The organism is Prochlorococcus sp. MIT 0916 (assembly GCF_047305155.1).
Taxonomy (GTDB): Bacteria; Cyanobacteriota; Cyanobacteriia; order PCC-6307; family Cyanobiaceae; genus Prochlorococcus_B.
Genome location: NZ_CP138980.1, coordinates 145,588 through 160,642, shown reverse-complemented (window position 1 = coordinate 160,642; position 15,055 = coordinate 145,588). Strand labels below are relative to the sequence as shown.

The 15,055-nt window shown below is 32.1% G+C and carries 13 protein-coding genes and 1 tRNA gene; 4 read left to right on the top strand and 10 right to left on the bottom strand.

All coding sequences use genetic code 11. The features are described from left to right. Position 1 precedes the first annotated feature (1 nt). Positions 2–2,068, bottom strand: coding sequence for a tetratricopeptide repeat protein (locus tag SIB53_RS00850; protein ID WP_413678356.1), 2,067 nt, complete (start codon positions 2,066–2,068; stop codon positions 2–4). 208 nt (positions 2,069–2,276) lie between these two features. Between SIB53_RS00850 and SIB53_RS00845 the strand changes: the two genes are divergently transcribed. Next, positions 2,277–3,356, top strand: a complete 1,080-nt coding sequence (locus SIB53_RS00845) for a DegT/DnrJ/EryC1/StrS family aminotransferase (protein WP_413678355.1) — start codon at positions 2,277–2,279, stop codon at positions 3,354–3,356. Further along, the gene (locus SIB53_RS00840; RefSeq protein ID WP_413678354.1) at positions 3,353–4,222 is read left to right on the top strand and encodes a formyltransferase family protein; all 870 of its coding nucleotides are present in this window, start codon (positions 3,353–3,355) and stop codon (positions 4,220–4,222) included. The genes SIB53_RS00845 and SIB53_RS00840 overlap by 4 nt, the downstream gene beginning before the upstream one ends. Positions 4,223–4,228: 6 nt before the next feature. Here the strand turns inward: SIB53_RS00840 and SIB53_RS00835 are convergent, their stop codons facing one another. From SIB53_RS00835 to SIB53_RS00820, 4 genes are all read right to left on the bottom strand, one after another. After that, positions 4,229–4,981 carry a WbqC family protein gene (locus tag SIB53_RS00835; RefSeq protein ID WP_413678353.1) on the bottom strand — a complete coding sequence of 251 codons (753 nt, stop codon included), beginning with the start codon at positions 4,979–4,981 and terminating at the stop codon, positions 4,229–4,231. Positions 4,982–5,203: 222 nt separating this feature from the next. Beyond that, complete coding sequence (locus SIB53_RS00830; protein ID WP_413678352.1) at positions 5,204–7,579, bottom strand: tetratricopeptide repeat protein; 2,376 nt, start codon at positions 7,577–7,579, stop codon at positions 5,204–5,206. Further along, positions 7,576–7,743 carry a hypothetical protein gene (locus SIB53_RS00825; protein ID WP_413678351.1) on the bottom strand — a complete coding sequence of 56 codons (168 nt, stop codon included), beginning with the start codon at positions 7,741–7,743 and terminating at the stop codon, positions 7,576–7,578. Before SIB53_RS00825 ends, SIB53_RS00830 begins: the two co-directional genes overlap by 4 nt. Positions 7,744–7,881: 138 nt before the next feature. Beyond that, a tRNA-Arg gene (locus SIB53_RS00820) sits at positions 7,882–7,955 on the bottom strand. Between the two features lie 319 nt (positions 7,956–8,274). Between SIB53_RS00820 and SIB53_RS00815 the strand changes: the two genes are divergently transcribed. Beyond that, the gene (locus tag SIB53_RS00815; RefSeq protein WP_413678350.1) at positions 8,275–9,087 is read left to right on the top strand and encodes a helix-turn-helix domain-containing protein; all 813 of its coding nucleotides are present in this window, start codon (positions 8,275–8,277) and stop codon (positions 9,085–9,087) included. 16 nt (positions 9,088–9,103) lie between these two features. On the opposite strand, the gene SIB53_RS00810 is transcribed toward SIB53_RS00815, so the two are convergent. After that, positions 9,104–9,328 carry a hypothetical protein gene (locus SIB53_RS00810; RefSeq protein ID WP_413678349.1) on the bottom strand — a complete coding sequence of 75 codons (225 nt, stop codon included), beginning with the start codon at positions 9,326–9,328 and terminating at the stop codon, positions 9,104–9,106. Positions 9,329–9,383: 55 nt separating this feature from the next. After that, positions 9,384–10,271 (bottom strand): 16S rRNA (cytidine(1402)-2'-O)-methyltransferase, encoded by an 888-nt coding sequence (gene rsmI, locus SIB53_RS00805; protein WP_413678348.1) that lies wholly within the window; start codon positions 10,269–10,271, stop codon positions 9,384–9,386. Position 10,272: 1 nt separating this feature from the next. Between rsmI and SIB53_RS00800 the strand changes: the two genes are divergently transcribed. Beyond that, on the top strand, positions 10,273–11,187 hold the full coding sequence (locus SIB53_RS00800; RefSeq protein ID WP_413678347.1) for a 3'(2'),5'-bisphosphate nucleotidase CysQ family protein: 915 nt from the start codon (positions 10,273–10,275) through the stop codon (positions 11,185–11,187). Positions 11,188–11,190: 3 nt separating this feature from the next. Here SIB53_RS00800 and SIB53_RS00795 read toward each other — a convergent pair whose 3' ends face one another. The 3 genes from SIB53_RS00795 to rseP form a co-directional block, all read right to left on the bottom strand. After that, positions 11,191–13,359, bottom strand: a complete 2,169-nt coding sequence (locus tag SIB53_RS00795) for a polyribonucleotide nucleotidyltransferase (protein ID WP_413678346.1) — start codon at positions 13,357–13,359, stop codon at positions 11,191–11,193. Positions 13,360–13,541: 182 nt separating this feature from the next. Beyond that, positions 13,542–13,844, bottom strand: a complete 303-nt coding sequence (gene rpsN, locus SIB53_RS00790; RefSeq protein WP_413678345.1) for a 30S ribosomal protein S14 — start codon at positions 13,842–13,844, stop codon at positions 13,542–13,544. A 126-nt stretch (positions 13,845–13,970) separates the two neighbouring features. Next, a complete protein-coding gene (rseP, locus tag SIB53_RS00785; protein ID WP_413678344.1) occupies positions 13,971–15,053 on the bottom strand; it encodes an RIP metalloprotease RseP in 1,083 nt (360 codons plus the stop codon). Positions 15,054–15,055: the final 2 nt, after the last annotated feature.

Sequence of the window (15,055 nt, the reverse complement as noted above, 5' to 3'; positions counted from 1 at the left end):
TTTAATTGATTGTAGCCGGTTCCCAATTCATTGGAAGTAATTCTTTTTTATATGCGGCTTCTAATGCCTGTTCAAAGAAATCAATAAATTGTTTATGAATAGTTTTATCGTTAAATAAATTATCTTTAGCTTTAGAAAGTATTTGAGTTCTAATATTTTCTCTATATGTATTATCAAAGGCTAATTTTTTGCATAATAAAATATATTCTTTTGGTGATTTAGCGATTGGTGGAATCTTAATTCCCATTTGCTTATATCCACCATAAACTATTCTTCCTCTAGCTTGTGAGGCAGGCATACTTAAAACAGGTATGCCAAATGCCATAGCATGATAAAAAGTATTACCCATACCAAAATAAAAAGGATCAAGTATAATATCAAACCTTTTCGATATTGTTAAATAATTATCAAATCCAACGCGTGGACATATTATTATTTGATTTAAAATATTCTTATTATTTTGTTTCCACCTAGATAATAATTCATTCGTTTCACATTCTCTAAAAGATCCAAAAAATAGCAACCGTGCACGTGGAATCTCTGCCAGTATTTTACTTAAAGTATCATCAAAATCTGGATGGTACTTGAATGATGTATGAGGTAATCCAATTATAAAGTCATTATCTAAAATGTTTAGTTTCGAGACTTTGAAATTGCTATTAATGCTCTTAGGTATACTATAACTTACAGGAAGTCTTGTTAGCTTGATAAGTCTTTCAGAGTAATATTGATCTGAATTTTCTGTTTCTAGATATTTAGATGAAATAAAATAATCAACATTTGGAGAGCCGGTTGTATTTGGATGTCCATTCAATACAACTTGGACTAAAGCCAAACGTGACAACGACATGAAATATGTTTTTCTAGACATTCCAATATCAAGATACAGAAGAACGTCAAAAGATTTATTCAGAATTATTTGACAAGATTTTTCTAACGATTCTGGTAGAGAGATTGTTTCATCTGCTAACGAAATAATATGTTCTGTTATTTCATCTACCTTATCATTTATACCTCTTAAAATGATTAGCTCAACTCCAGATTTAGCCAAATTTTCTATTATATTCAAATAACATCTGGTAACAGAATGTTCAAAGAAATAGCTAGAACAAATTGCTAGTCTTATTTTCTTTCGTGCCAAGCTTTCTTTTATATGCTGATCTACGTTAAAATTACCATCTATTATTCCTTTTTTTTTAGATAAATTATTAGCTATATTTTCAAGTATTTCTTTATCATTTTCACAATTATGATAAGCCAAGTAAAAAATAAAGTCTATTGAGTTTGGTAAAGTATTATTTTTATAAATAATACTTTTATTATTACCTATTAATGATATTTGTTTATTAATCTCCTTTCTTTCTTTTTCAATCTGAGATTGATTTAACTGTATATATGAGATTAAAAGCCTTGCTTGCAAGTTATAGGAAAGATCATTTGAATCTAATTTAAGGCATTTTTTAAAACAATTATTCGCTTCCTTATATTTACCAAGATCACTCAAAATGTTTCCCAAACTGGAATGAGCCAATGCGAAATCAGGTTTAAGTTCTATTGCTTTGCGTGTGGATAGTTCTGCTTCTTTTAATTTGCCAAGATCTCTTAATAGACCTCCTAAATTGTAATATGCCTCTGCGAAATCAGTCTTAAGTTCTATTGCTTTGCGTGTGGATAATTCTGCTTCTTCTAATTTGCCAAGATCTTTTAATATGCTGCCAAGATTAGAATATGCCATCGCGTAATCAGGTTTAAGTTCTATTGCTTTGCGTGTGGATAGTTCTGCTTCTTCTAATTTGCCAAGATCTCTTAATATGCCTCCATAATTAGAAAAAATTCTTTGATCATTGAAACCCAGATTTATACACTGCTGATAATATTTTGCTGCTTCTGAAATTTTTCCTTCTGAATGAAACTTAAATGCTTTATTAATTATTTGTTCTTTGGAGCGTTTTGAAGGAGTATTCGTAGAAATAACAATATTCTGTATATCTTCTGTTAAAGATAATGGAACTGGAAATATTTTTACTTCACATGCAGTATCCTTTTTAATTCTTTTCCCCTCGGTCAAACTATTTTTTTATAAATGATTATTTAATATTATTATACATCGCTATAACGGCTTGGGTGGTTTCTCTTCAAATCTTGTTCAGCTTTGTAAGTTTGTTTTATGATGTAATTTCTTTATATTTGTAAATTTTGACAATATCCCCTAATATAGAAATATGTAGATAATACAATAACTAAGATCTTATAATTTAATTTAGTGACGATGATTTATGAAAAAAAATTTTCATTTCGGATATCCTTCTTTATGTGAATTAGATGAGTTTTCTAATTTATTGAAAGATAGTTGGGATTCTAATATTATTACAAATAATGGACCATTGCTTCAGAAGTTAGAAAAAAAAATTTGTGAAGTGTTGAATATTAATAATTATTGTGCTGTAGCAAACGGCACTATTGCGTTGCAATTAGCAATAGAGGCACTGGAAATAAAAGGTACTATTCTTATTCCAGCTTTCTCTTGGATAGCAAGTGCCAATGCTGTTAAATGGCAAAAATGTAAAGTAAAATATTGCGACATTGATCCCAAAACGTTAAATATTTGTCCGAATTCGATTAAGAAGAATATTGATGCTTCAACTGAAGCAATAATGCCAGTGCATATTTTTGGGAATCCTTGTGATATTAAATCTATACTATCGATCTCTAAAAGATATAACCTTAAGGTTATTTATGATGCAGCCCATTCTTTTGGAACTACTTTTAATGGTAAATCAGTTTTTTTATATGGAGATATAAGTTGTGTTAGTACACATGCAACAAAAATTTTTAATACTGCTGAAGGTGGAGGTTTGATTTGCAATAATGAAAATTTAAAGGAAAAGATTAAATTACTTAGATACTTTGGTTTTGATGATGATAAAAATGTAATTTTAAATGGTATTAATGCAAAAATGTCAGAAATTCATGCAGCACTTGGTTTGGCGAATATTAAATACTTTAGTAAAACATTAATTCATAGGAAAAAAATATATTCTATTTATAGAAATGAATTAAATAACTGCAATAATATCGCTTTTCAAGAGATTAATAAAGGTTCTAATTGTTCATACTCTCCAATAATTTTTGAAGATGAAAAAATCTGTTTAAAGATACAGAAAGTCTTAATGAAAAACAATGTCTTCGCTAAGAGATACTTCTACCCTTCACTTAACAATATAAAAAATTTAGTAGCAAATGAAGCGTGTCCTAATTCCGAATCGATTTCAAAGAGAATATTATGTCTTCCTTCAAGTAATAATATAAATAATGAAGATGCTTTATTTATTTCTAGAATAATAAAAAATGCATGAAAAATAAAAAAGTTTTACTAATTGGAAATAGAAATACAGGTTTTGATATTATTTCTAAATTTGATTTTCTGGATATTGTCGGAATAGCAGCTGTGAAGAATAGTGAATTGAATAATAGCATTATTAGTTCAAACATAAAAAATAAATTAATTTTTTCATTTAAGGATAGAGAAGAGCTTTTTAATTATATTAAGCATAATCATTTTGATATTCTTTTAACAACAGGATGTCCATTTATACTACCAATTTCAAAAATAAAAAATAATGATCAATTATTCATAAATGCTCATCCCTCATTACTACCGAAGGGAAGAGGAGTGCATCCAATAAATGAAATTTTATTAATGGAACATAAATATTATGGAGCATCTCTTCATTACATAGAAAAAAATGTCGACTCAGGGAATATCATTTATCAAAAGAAATATCCAATTTCATCTGATATAAATCTGGATTTGCTTTACTATTTATCTTTCCAATGTGAAAAAGAAGTCATAGCCGAAGGGCTATTAAAACTTAAAAAGAATTTTTATAATTACTTTGGAAAGAAGCAAATTGGAAACCCCTCTTCATTTAAAAGATCACTAGATAAAAGGATAATTAATTTCAAGCAACACTCCTCTGAAGATATTAATAGGGTGGTTAAGGCTTTTGGTATTAGAAGTCAAGGTGTTTATAGCAATATTAATGGAAGGATTTTTAAAATATATGAAACAAAATTAATTAAAAATAATCATATAAGTGTTATTTTTAAATATAAAAAGACTGCATCTATATGTCTTGAATTTGATGGTGGAGTATTGATAAAGACAATTAATGGATATATATTAATTACAAATTTTGAAATAGTAGATAACATGGAATAATTGAATTTAGATAGATGATAATGAAAATCTTTGTAAAAAATCCAAACATGTTGTTCTAGAACAATTCATGAGTAAATCTAATATTGAAAGCGATTCAATAAATTCTTTATTTTTAGTTTGTTGAGGATATGGAGGCAAATGAGAATCCAAAAATAATAGTTTGAGATTATTTTTTATGAAAACTTCATTCTTGTATAAAGATCTCCCATTGGCTGGATTAATATATATTTCTCCTCCTAGTATTTTTGTTATATATATAATCCTATCTATGTTTTTTAAGTGTTCACCTCCAATAGCTGATGATAGATAAATTTTTTCATTATTAATACATAGATAGCTTAGAACATCTGTTAAGGATTGTTTACAATATTGAGTGATCGACTGATGATTATTTGAAAATACTTTGATTACTAATTTAATCACCTTATCTCTATATGGAGCATTTTTATAATTTAAAAATAATGTCTTAAGGAATTTTTCTCTCCAATCATTAAAGCTTTCTTTGTGGATTAATATATCTTTAATTTTTTTATTTTGACTTGCCTTGGATAAGGGAATCGTAAAAACATGTCGTGAACCATTTGCTAGAATTGAATTTCTATTAATCCATTTAGACCTCATATAATTTACGTCATTAAAAAGAACAAATGAGTCAACCAAGTTAATTAGCTGATAGTAACCAAGATAAGGGAAAAGATAGGGTTGCATTATACTAACTTTTACTTTATTTGGTTTATTGATAATAATATTTCTCATCATTTTTTAAAATTATAGTATAATCCTAATTATTATTATAGTTTTACTATTCATTGAATGCAATTAGTTTTTATTGAAGCTATTCGTAAAATTATATTGTACAAATTCAAAACTTTATATTAGTTGATTTTTTAGTCAATTGTATGCACTTATTTTTTTTCAGCTTTATAATATTATAATATTTTTAATCTTGTTAAGACTTTAATAATTAAATTATATTTGATTTTAATTGATTGTAGCCGGTTCCCAATTCATTGGAAGTAATTCTTTTTTATATGCGGCTTCTAATGCCTGTTCAAAGAAATCAATAAATTGTTTATGAATAGTTTTATCGTTAAATAAATTATCTTTAGCTTTAGAAAGTATTTGAGTTCTAATATTTTCTCTATATGTATTATCAAAGGCTAATTTTTTGCATAATAAAATATATTCTTTTGGTGATTTAGCGATTGGTGGAATCTTAATTCCCATTTGCTTATATCCACCATAAACTATTCTTCCTCTAGCTTGTGAGGCAGGCATACTTAAAACAGGTATGCCAAATGCCATAGCATGATAAAAAGTATTACCCATACCAAAATAAAATGGATCAAGTATAATATCAAACCTTTTCGATATTGTTAAATAATTATCAAATCCAACGCGTGGACATATTATTATTTGATTTAAAATATTCTTATTATTTTGTTTCCACCTAGATAATAATTCATTCGTTTCACATTCTCTAAAAGATCCAAAAAATAGCAACCGTGCACGTGGAATCTCTGCCAGTATTTTACTTAAAGTATCATCAAAATCTGGATGGTACTTGAATGATGTATGAGGTAATCCAATTATAAAGTCATTATCTAAAATGTTTAGTTTCGAGACTTTGAAATTGCTATTAATGCTCTTAGGTATACTATAACTTACAGGAAGTCTTGTTAGCTTGATAAGTCTTTCAGAGTAATATTGATCTGAATTTTCTGTTTCTAGATATTTAGATGAAATAAAATAATCAACATTTGGAGAGCCGGTTGTATTTGGATGTCCATTCAATACAACTTGGACTAAAGCCAAACGTGACAACGACATGAAATATGTTTTTCTAGACATTCCAATATCAAGATACAGAAGAACGTCAAAAGATTTATTCAGAATTATTTGACAAGATTTTTCTAACGATTCTGGTAGAGAGATTGTTTCATCTGCTAACGAAATAATATGTTCTGTTATTTCATCTACCTTATCATTTATACCTCTTAAAATGATTAGCTCAACTCCAGATTTAGCCAAATTTTCTATTATATTCAAATAACATCTGGTAACAGAATGTTCAAAGAAATAGCTAGAACAAATTGCTAGTCTTATTTTCTTTCGTGCCAAGCTTTCTTTTATATGCTGATCTACGTTAAAATTACCATCTATTATTCCTTTTTTTTTAGATAAATTATTAGCTATATTTTCAAGTATTTCTTTATCATTTTCACAATTATGATAAGCCAAGTAAAAAATAAAGTCTATTGAGTTTGGTAAAGTATTATTTTTATAAATAATACTTTTATTATTACCTATTAATGATATTTGTTTATTAATCTCCTTTCTTTCTTTTTCAATCTGAGATTGATTTAACTGTATATATGAGATTAAAAGCCTTGCTTGCAAGTTATAGGAAAGATCATTTGAATCTAATTTAAGGCATTTTTTAAAACAATTATTCGCTTCCTTATATTTACCAAGATCTCTAAATATAAGCCCCAGATTGGAATGCGCCATTGCGTAATCAGGTTTAAGTTCTATTGCTTTGCGTGTGGATAGTTCTGCTTCTTCTAATTTGCCAAGATCGCTCAATACATTTCCCAGATTGGAATATGCCTCTGCGAAATCAGGTTTAAGTTCAATTGCTTTTCGGTATGACAATTCTGCTTCTTCTAATTTGCCAAGATCTCTCAATACATTTCCCAGATTGGAATATGCCTCTGCGTAATCAGGATTTAGTTCAATTGCTTTTTCGTATGACAATTCTGCTACTTTTAATTCACCAAGATCTCTCAATATGATTCCAAGATTGTAATGTGCCTCTGCGAAATCAGGTTTAAGTTGAATTGCTTTACGAGTAGATACTTCTGCTTCTTGTAAGTTACCAATATCTTTGAATATTTTTCCTAGATTGAAATGCGCCTCTGCGAAATTAGGTTTGAGTTGAATTGCTTTGCTAGTAGATACTTCTGCTTCTTTTAAATTTCCAAGTTCTTGGAATATCGTTCCCAGATTGCAATACGCCTCTGCGAAATCAGGATTAAGTTCAATTGCTTTGCGAGTAGATACTTCTGCTTCTTGTAAATTGCCAAGATCTTTCAATATGATCCCATAATTAGAAAAAACTCTTTGATCATTGAAACCCAGATTTATACAGTACTGATAACATTTTGCTGCTTCTGAGATATTTCCTTGCAAATGAAATTGAATTGCCTGTTGAATTATTTTCTCTCCAGAAGATTTGGAAGGATTATTATTGGTATTAATAGTAAAATTTTTTTGGATTTCTCCTAAAGCGAATGGAATGGGGAATGTTTTCACTTCAGATCCTTCTTGCTTTTGATTCCATTTTTCCTCGGTCAAATTAAAGATATGTCCAGATTGCAGCAGCTCCTTGGATTGTTAGCTCCGAGTCCTTTTGCAAGTCTTCTCCAGACGTTTGTTTTGCGACCTTGAGGAGTAACTAGCCATCCACGTCCACATTCAATCTTGATATTCTGGTGCAGAAGTCCAATCCAATCCGACATTTCGTTGGTATGACTAAATGCTTATGGTGCATATTTTGGTGCAGAATTGATATATCGGCAAGTATCACGGCATATCAAGATGAGTCAGAGAATTCCACCGATCTCTTAGGTCTATTGTTATCACTATGTTTTTGAGTACGCTCCCTGCAAGATTCGAACTTGCGGCCCACTGCTTAGAAGGCAGTTGCTCTATCCAGCTGAGCTAAGGGAGCCAGAGGAGATTTTAAGAGAAAGGCGATAGGTCGCTCGATCTGAAAAACCAACTATTTAAGATTACATACTGATGAAGCCTGCCACAAGCAGAATTAAGCAGACCAACAATAGCTTGGTTCTTTTCTCTTGGAATAGAGTAGTTTCACTAAATAGAAGATTTAATTAAAAACATAAGAAGCAAGAGCATTTTTGTGCTTATAGTTATATTTTTTTGTTTTTAGCTTTCTTAATTTTTTATAAGAGTTTTTTATAGCTTGAAATCTTTTTTTACTACTTCTGGTGATTAGGTCCTATCTTGGATATGTAGAGATTGTAGAGATGATTTCAAGAAGATTGACCAAGACTCAAAAACTTGAAATCCTAGAGGCATATAAGGATGGAGAAAGTGCTTCTATACTTGCAGAGAAATATAATTGTACCCCCGCCACCATAAATAGAACTGTCAAAACCTTATTATCAGAAAGGGAATATACTCTTTTAAAGAAAAAAAGATCAAAACCTAGCAATAAAAACGAAAAATTGGTTGGTAATGAAACCATTAAAGAAAAAAAGGTGGATTTAGAACAGTCAAATTCATTGATTACATTTAAAGAGAAAGCTCTAAGTGTAAAAGTAAATAAGGAATATCATTCTCCCGAGGTTGAGAAAATTGAATCTTTAGATTTTAATGAAACTAATGGTTTTGAAGAAGACTTGTCCTCAAAAAATCAAAAAAATAAAAATCACTATAGATTAAAAAATAATCAAAACTATGATAATAATTTTGAGGAAATAGCTCCCCTGCTCTCTAGTTTTGATTTTGATCTAGAGAAGCAAAAATCAGATTTTCAGATTCTTAATTATGAAAGCCTTCCTGAAAGCGTTTATATGATTGTTGATAAAAAAGTAGAGCTAGACTTAAAAACTATTGCTGATTTACCAGAGTGGAGTTTTTTGCCCAAAAATGAATTACAAAGAAATGCAATTTTATTGTTTGCCAATCAACGTTCTGCAAAAAGAATTTGTTCCAGAAATCAAAGAGTTATTAAGGTGCCAAACACAAATGTTTTCAAACTTTCAAAATCTTATTTAATTTCTAAGGGTATTACCAGATTAATCCTTGAAGATTCAATAATAGGTTTGGATGATTAGCTATTTAAAGTTAATTTTAATCATCATTATTAATCATTAATACCGATGTTAGTCCTCCAGACATTAGTCCTATAGTAAATGATGTTCCAATTAAGAAACCAATTGGAAGAGCTACAGTTTTATTAATTAGAAAATCTATACTATATTTCTTCCCTAGGTTTTGAGAGCCCAAGCATAGGAAGAAAATCAATAATATTGCCGTAGCAATATTTAGCGTTAAAAGTTGTATTCTAAAAAACATTTAGAAAACCTTTCTAATTAAAATCAATCTTTTAATTAGCTTTGAGCGAAAAAGTTTATTTGTCAAGCTTCTTATTTAATTTTGAATAAAGCCATTTTTTTTTATAACCTGTTTCTTCTGCAACTTTTCGAGCTGCGAGATTAGGTTTTTCTCCTTGCTTAATCAAGCTATTGAGTTTATTTAATGCTAGTGATTCACTTGTTATATTCTCTAGCTTATTTGTATTGCCTCCTAGAACTATTGTAAATTCTCCTTTTGGCTTATTTGTATTAAAATATATTAGGACCTGTTCAATCGTTTTACCAATTGACTCCTCATATCTTTTTGTAAGTTCTCTCGCAATTTGAATAGGGCGTTCTTTACCGCACGAAATAGATAAATCTTCTAAAAGTTTTATTAATTGATGTGGAGATTCATAGATTACAGTCGTTCTTTTCTCTTTAGCAATATCTTCCAAACGTTTTTTTCTAAGGCTTTGTTTCTTTGGAAGAAATCCTTCAAAGCAAAATCTTTCTGAGGGTAATCCACTTATCACCAATGCAGTAATTGCTGCACAAGGGCCAGGGATGCAAATTACTTCATAATTCTTTGATTTTGCAGCATAAACAAGTTCTTGCCCAGGATCATTTATCCCTGGTAAGCCAGCATCACTAATTAAAGCAAGACTTTCATTGCTTTTTAGAATTTCTAGTAATTGAAGTTGCCGACTTTTGAAATTGTGTTTGTGGTAGCTAAGGAGAGGAACTTTAGATCCTATTATTTTTAATAGCTGTCCACTTCTTCTAGTATCCTCACAAGCTATTAGTGATACATTCTTGAGAATGGACTTTGCTCTTGGAGATAAATCACCTAGGTTTCCTATTGGTGTCCCGACGATGTAAAGAGTTCCTGGGCAAGGCTCTGACCTTTCATGTTGAGACTGGTGATCATCAATTAAATCCATTATGTCAATTGATCTTGTTGTGCCTGAAGAGGTCGAATTAACGACTTTGTTGGATGAACTTAGAAAGCTTAGCTGGGCTGCCGCTGATGTTTTGATTGCCTATGCCAGAGGAAAAGAACCTCCGTATGGGTTCCCAAAATCTTTAACAATAGAGGAAGGTGGTGATGGCCCAGTTTCAGCCGCTGATATGGCCGTCAATGAATTATTGATCTCTGGTTTGAAGGATAATATCTCTCATGAAAAATGGGATATTTTAAGTGAAGAAACTTCTAAGGAAAAAACTTTTCAGCACTCCCGTTATAAAAAAGATTGGTGCTGGATTCTTGACCCACTTGATGGTACAAAGGATTTTCTTCAAGGGTCTGAAAACTATGCAGTTCATATCGCTTTGGCGTATAAGCAAAAACCAAAAATTGGTATAGTTTTGATTCCTGAAAAAGAAGAGTTATGGATTGGAATTATTGGTAGTGGTGCATGGTGTGAAAATCGTGGTGGTTGCAAAAAGTACATTTCATTTAGTGGCAGGTCAGATATCCCTGAGCTGGTTCTGGTTTCAAGCAAAAATCATCAACAACCAAAATTTCTAAATCTCCTCTCAACTTTATGCTTTGCTGAGACAATGAAAATAGGCAGCGTCGGTTGTAAAGTCGCATCAATTTTGAGAGGAGAAGCAGATGTTTATATTTCCTTATCTGGAAAAACTTCTCCAAAGGATTGGGATATGGCCGCTCCACATGCACTTATTGAGGCCGCTGGTGGGATGTTCTCTCATGCAGACGGAAAAGATTTGATTTATCAAAAAACAAATTTTTCTCAATCTGGTTGTTTAATAGCAAGCCATGGAAAATCTCATCAAAAGATATGTCATAAAGCCATGGAATTTTTCAGTCTAGAAGAACCTAACTATAAAGTCTAATTATTAAGTAAGCGGTGCAACAGGAGTAGGTGTTGGCTCAGGGTAGTTGCTCATAGCACCATTTTGAGGTACTCCTCTTAGAGTTAAATTAATGCGTCCACGATTATCTATTTCTCTTACCCTTACAGTCACTTGGTCTCCTACTTTTACAACATCTTCAACTTTTTCGACTCTTGCTTCAGATAGTTGAGAAATATGGATCATTCCCTCTTTGCCAGGGAGGATTTCAACAAAGGCCCCAATTGGAATTATTCTAGTGATGGAGCCAGAGAAAATTTCTCCTTCATGTACTTTTCTAGTTAAACCTTCAATAATTCTTTGAGCTTCTTCTGCAGCCGCTCCATCATGGGATGCAATAGTTACTATCCCTCCATCTTCTATATCTATTTTTGTGTTAGTTCTTTCGGTAATGCCTTTTATTGTTCTTCCACCAGGACCAATCACAGTACCTATAAGTTCTGGATCTATTCTGAAACTTAAAAGTCTTGGAGCATGAGGAGAGAGATTATCTTTTGGAGTTTCAATTGCCTCTAACATTTTTCCTAAAATATGTGTTCTCGCAGGAAGTGCTTGATTGATAGCTTCTCCAATTGTCTCAATTGGAAGCCCTGTTATCTTCATGTCCATTTGCAAGGCTGTAATTCCTTTTTCTGAACCTGCAACTTTGAAATCCATATCTCCAAGAAAGTCCTCAATTCCTTGAATATCAGTTAATATTCTCACTTCTTTTCCTTCTTTAATTAGTCCCATTGCGGCTCCCCCTACAGGGGCTTTTAAGGGTACTCCTGCATCCATTAATGCAAGAGTACTTCCACAGACTGAAGCCATTGAGGTAGAACCGTTTGAACTCAAGACTTCGCTAACAACCCTTAAAACATAAGGAAAAGTATCTTTTGCTGGTAGTACAGGGATTAATGCCCTTTCGGCTAAAGCTCCATGACCAACTTCTCTTCTGCCAGGAGTTCTCATTGGCCGTGTCTCTCCCACTGAGTAAGGTGGAAAGTTGTAATGATGAATGTAGGTTTTATCGGTACTAGGGTTTAAATCGTCCATTTCCTGAGCATCGCTTGGAGTGCCTAGTGTCGCCGTTGAAAGAACTTGAGTTAAACCTCTTTGAAATAAAGCTGATCCATGAACTCTATTCGGTAATACGGCAACATCGGAATCAATTTGTCTTACTTCGTTTAATTCTCTTCCGTCTACCCTTTTCCCTTCCTTAATTATCTGAGCTCTCATTAACTTTTTGGTTAAAGCTTTAAAACTATTCTCTAAAAGTTTGTTATTTGAAGAAAGAGATTTTTTAACAGCATTATCATCTTTTAACGCTTCTATTTTTGAAGAAATTGTTATCTTTATTTCTTCGATCTTATTGTCTCTCTCTTCTTTGGTTTGATCGAAGTTTTTTAGGACTTCACCAATTGATTTTGTACAATTTTTATCTAAATAGTTTGAAATTGTGTCATCATTTGGAGGTGCTTCAGGCATCTCTTGTTTGATTCCTGACTCTTTTAAAACTTCTTTCTGAGCGTTAATTAGTTCAGTTATAGCTTCATACCCAAAATCTATAGCTTCAATAACGTCTTGTTCTGAAAGTTGATTGGCTCCTGCTTCAACCATTACAACGCCGTCTGGAGTTCCAGCAACTACAAGGTCAAGATCACCTCTCTCGATTTCTCGGTAACTTGGATTAAGGACAAAGTCATCACCTAATAGCCCTACTCGAACAGCAGCCATTGGTCCTTGGAAAGGAATACCTGCCATCAATGTTGCCATTGAGGCTCCGGTAACAGCTAAAACATCGGCTGGAACCCTTTCATCTAAGGAAAGACATGTTGCAACTATTTGTATGTCGTCTCTCATCCAATTAGGGAAAAGAGGTCTCATTGGACGATCAATTAGTCTCGATATTAAAGTTGCTCTCTCGGGAGGACGCCCTTCGCGACGCATAAAACTCCCAGGAATTCTTCCTGCTGCATACAGTCTTTCTTCGTATTCACACATTAAAGGTAGAAAGTCAATTCCATCTCGACCTGTGGATTTTGTTGCTGTTACTAGAACTGAGGTGTCCCCACATTCAATCATTACTGAACCACCTGCTTGTGGAGCAAATCTTCCTGTAGTGAGCTTTATCTCTCTACCATCGAAGGAAACGGATTTTGTCTGACCTTGCACTTTACTTTATAGCTTTTTGTCTTTATACATTCTTACACTTAATGGGACTAATTGAGTAAAAATCTAGATAGATGTGTTTCCTTGAGGAAATATTTACGACAATTGCTGCAACTATAAAACTAAAAAAAGTGGGAGATTTAAGCTCTCCCACTTCGTGGTGTAAAGGAATTTACTGTTAGTTTTCACCAGCTAGATTTTACAACTCCAGGTAATTCTCCATTATGAGCTCTTGATCTAAGTTGATTTCTGCAAAGTCCAAAATCTCTATAAACTCCTCTTGGCTTACCTGTCGCCCAGCAACGATTTCTAATTCTATTTGGCGCACAATTTCTAGGTAAAGCTTGAATTTTTCTATGGATTTCTAACCTTTCCATAGGATCTTTGGCTGATTTGAAAGCATCGATAAGATTTTTACGCTTAGCAGCGTATCTCTCTACCAGTTTTTTGCGCTTTACATCTCGCGCAATCATTGACTTTTTTGCCATTAATGAGGCGTATTTAACTTAGTTGAATAGCAGTTTAACTCCTTAACTGATTGTTTTAAGATATTGCCTGATAATTATTTTCAAATATTTTTTGGAACATAAAAATTATTTAAAGTTTCAGAATAATTATCTATGAACCAATTGCTGAACTAAAGATAGTTGTGTTGTATCCCGGATTATTAAAACCACACTTAATCCTACTAGTAAAACAAAGCCAGATTGCATAAAAGCTAATTGGATTTTTTCTGGCACAGGCTTTCCACGTATACTTTCTAAAATCAGAAGAACTAGTTGACCTCCATCTAGAAGAGGCAACGGCAATGAGTTAAGGACTGCAAGATTGATTGAAACTAATGCAGAAAAAAGTATTAGTCCTGAGCCGCCTTGTTCTGAAAGTTGAGCACCAATTTCAACAATTTTTACTGGTCCACTTAGTTGCTGAGCAGTTGAGGCAAAATTAGTAACCAAACTTTTATAGCCAACAACTGTTCGACTCAATAATTCATAAAATTGTGAATTTGAGCTATTAACTATTTCACTAAGGTTTTTTGCTTTCGATACTTCATTTGGAAGATTTGGTTGTAACTGAGCTCCTATCCTTCCATTCCCTTCATTTTCAGCAGGTGTTATAGAAACTGTATCGCTCTCTCCTTTATTGACTCTCTCAAAAAGTAATTCTTCTCCGGAAGATTTCTGAATGATATTGACTAAATTCATAATCCCCTCTTTTCCACTGCCTAATTCTTGACCATTTACACTCATTATTCGATCTCCAGCTACTAACCCTGAATTAAATGCAGGTTCATCTGGCTGGATTCCCATGATTATTACTCCTGGCTCAGGTTGATTAGGAATCCCAACAAAGCTTGCTTGGCCAAAAAGTACTATCCAAGCAAGTAACAAATTTGCAATTACACCCGCTGAAATAACTAGTGCCCTTTGGTGAATTGGTCTATTCTTTAGAAGATCAGGGTCATTTGGTTGAACTAGTGAATCTGTTTCTTCATCAGGAAAGGAGACGAATCCTCCTAATGGAAGAGATCTAAGAGAATACGTAATTCCATTTATTTCTTTTTTAAAGAGAGCTGGTCCAAAACCAATAGAAAACCCACTTACTTTGATTTTTTGAAGTACTGCTGCTAAAAAATGACCAGCCTCATGAAAAAAGATAAGAAGGCCAAGTACAGCTATAGATAAGAGAACGTTCATTA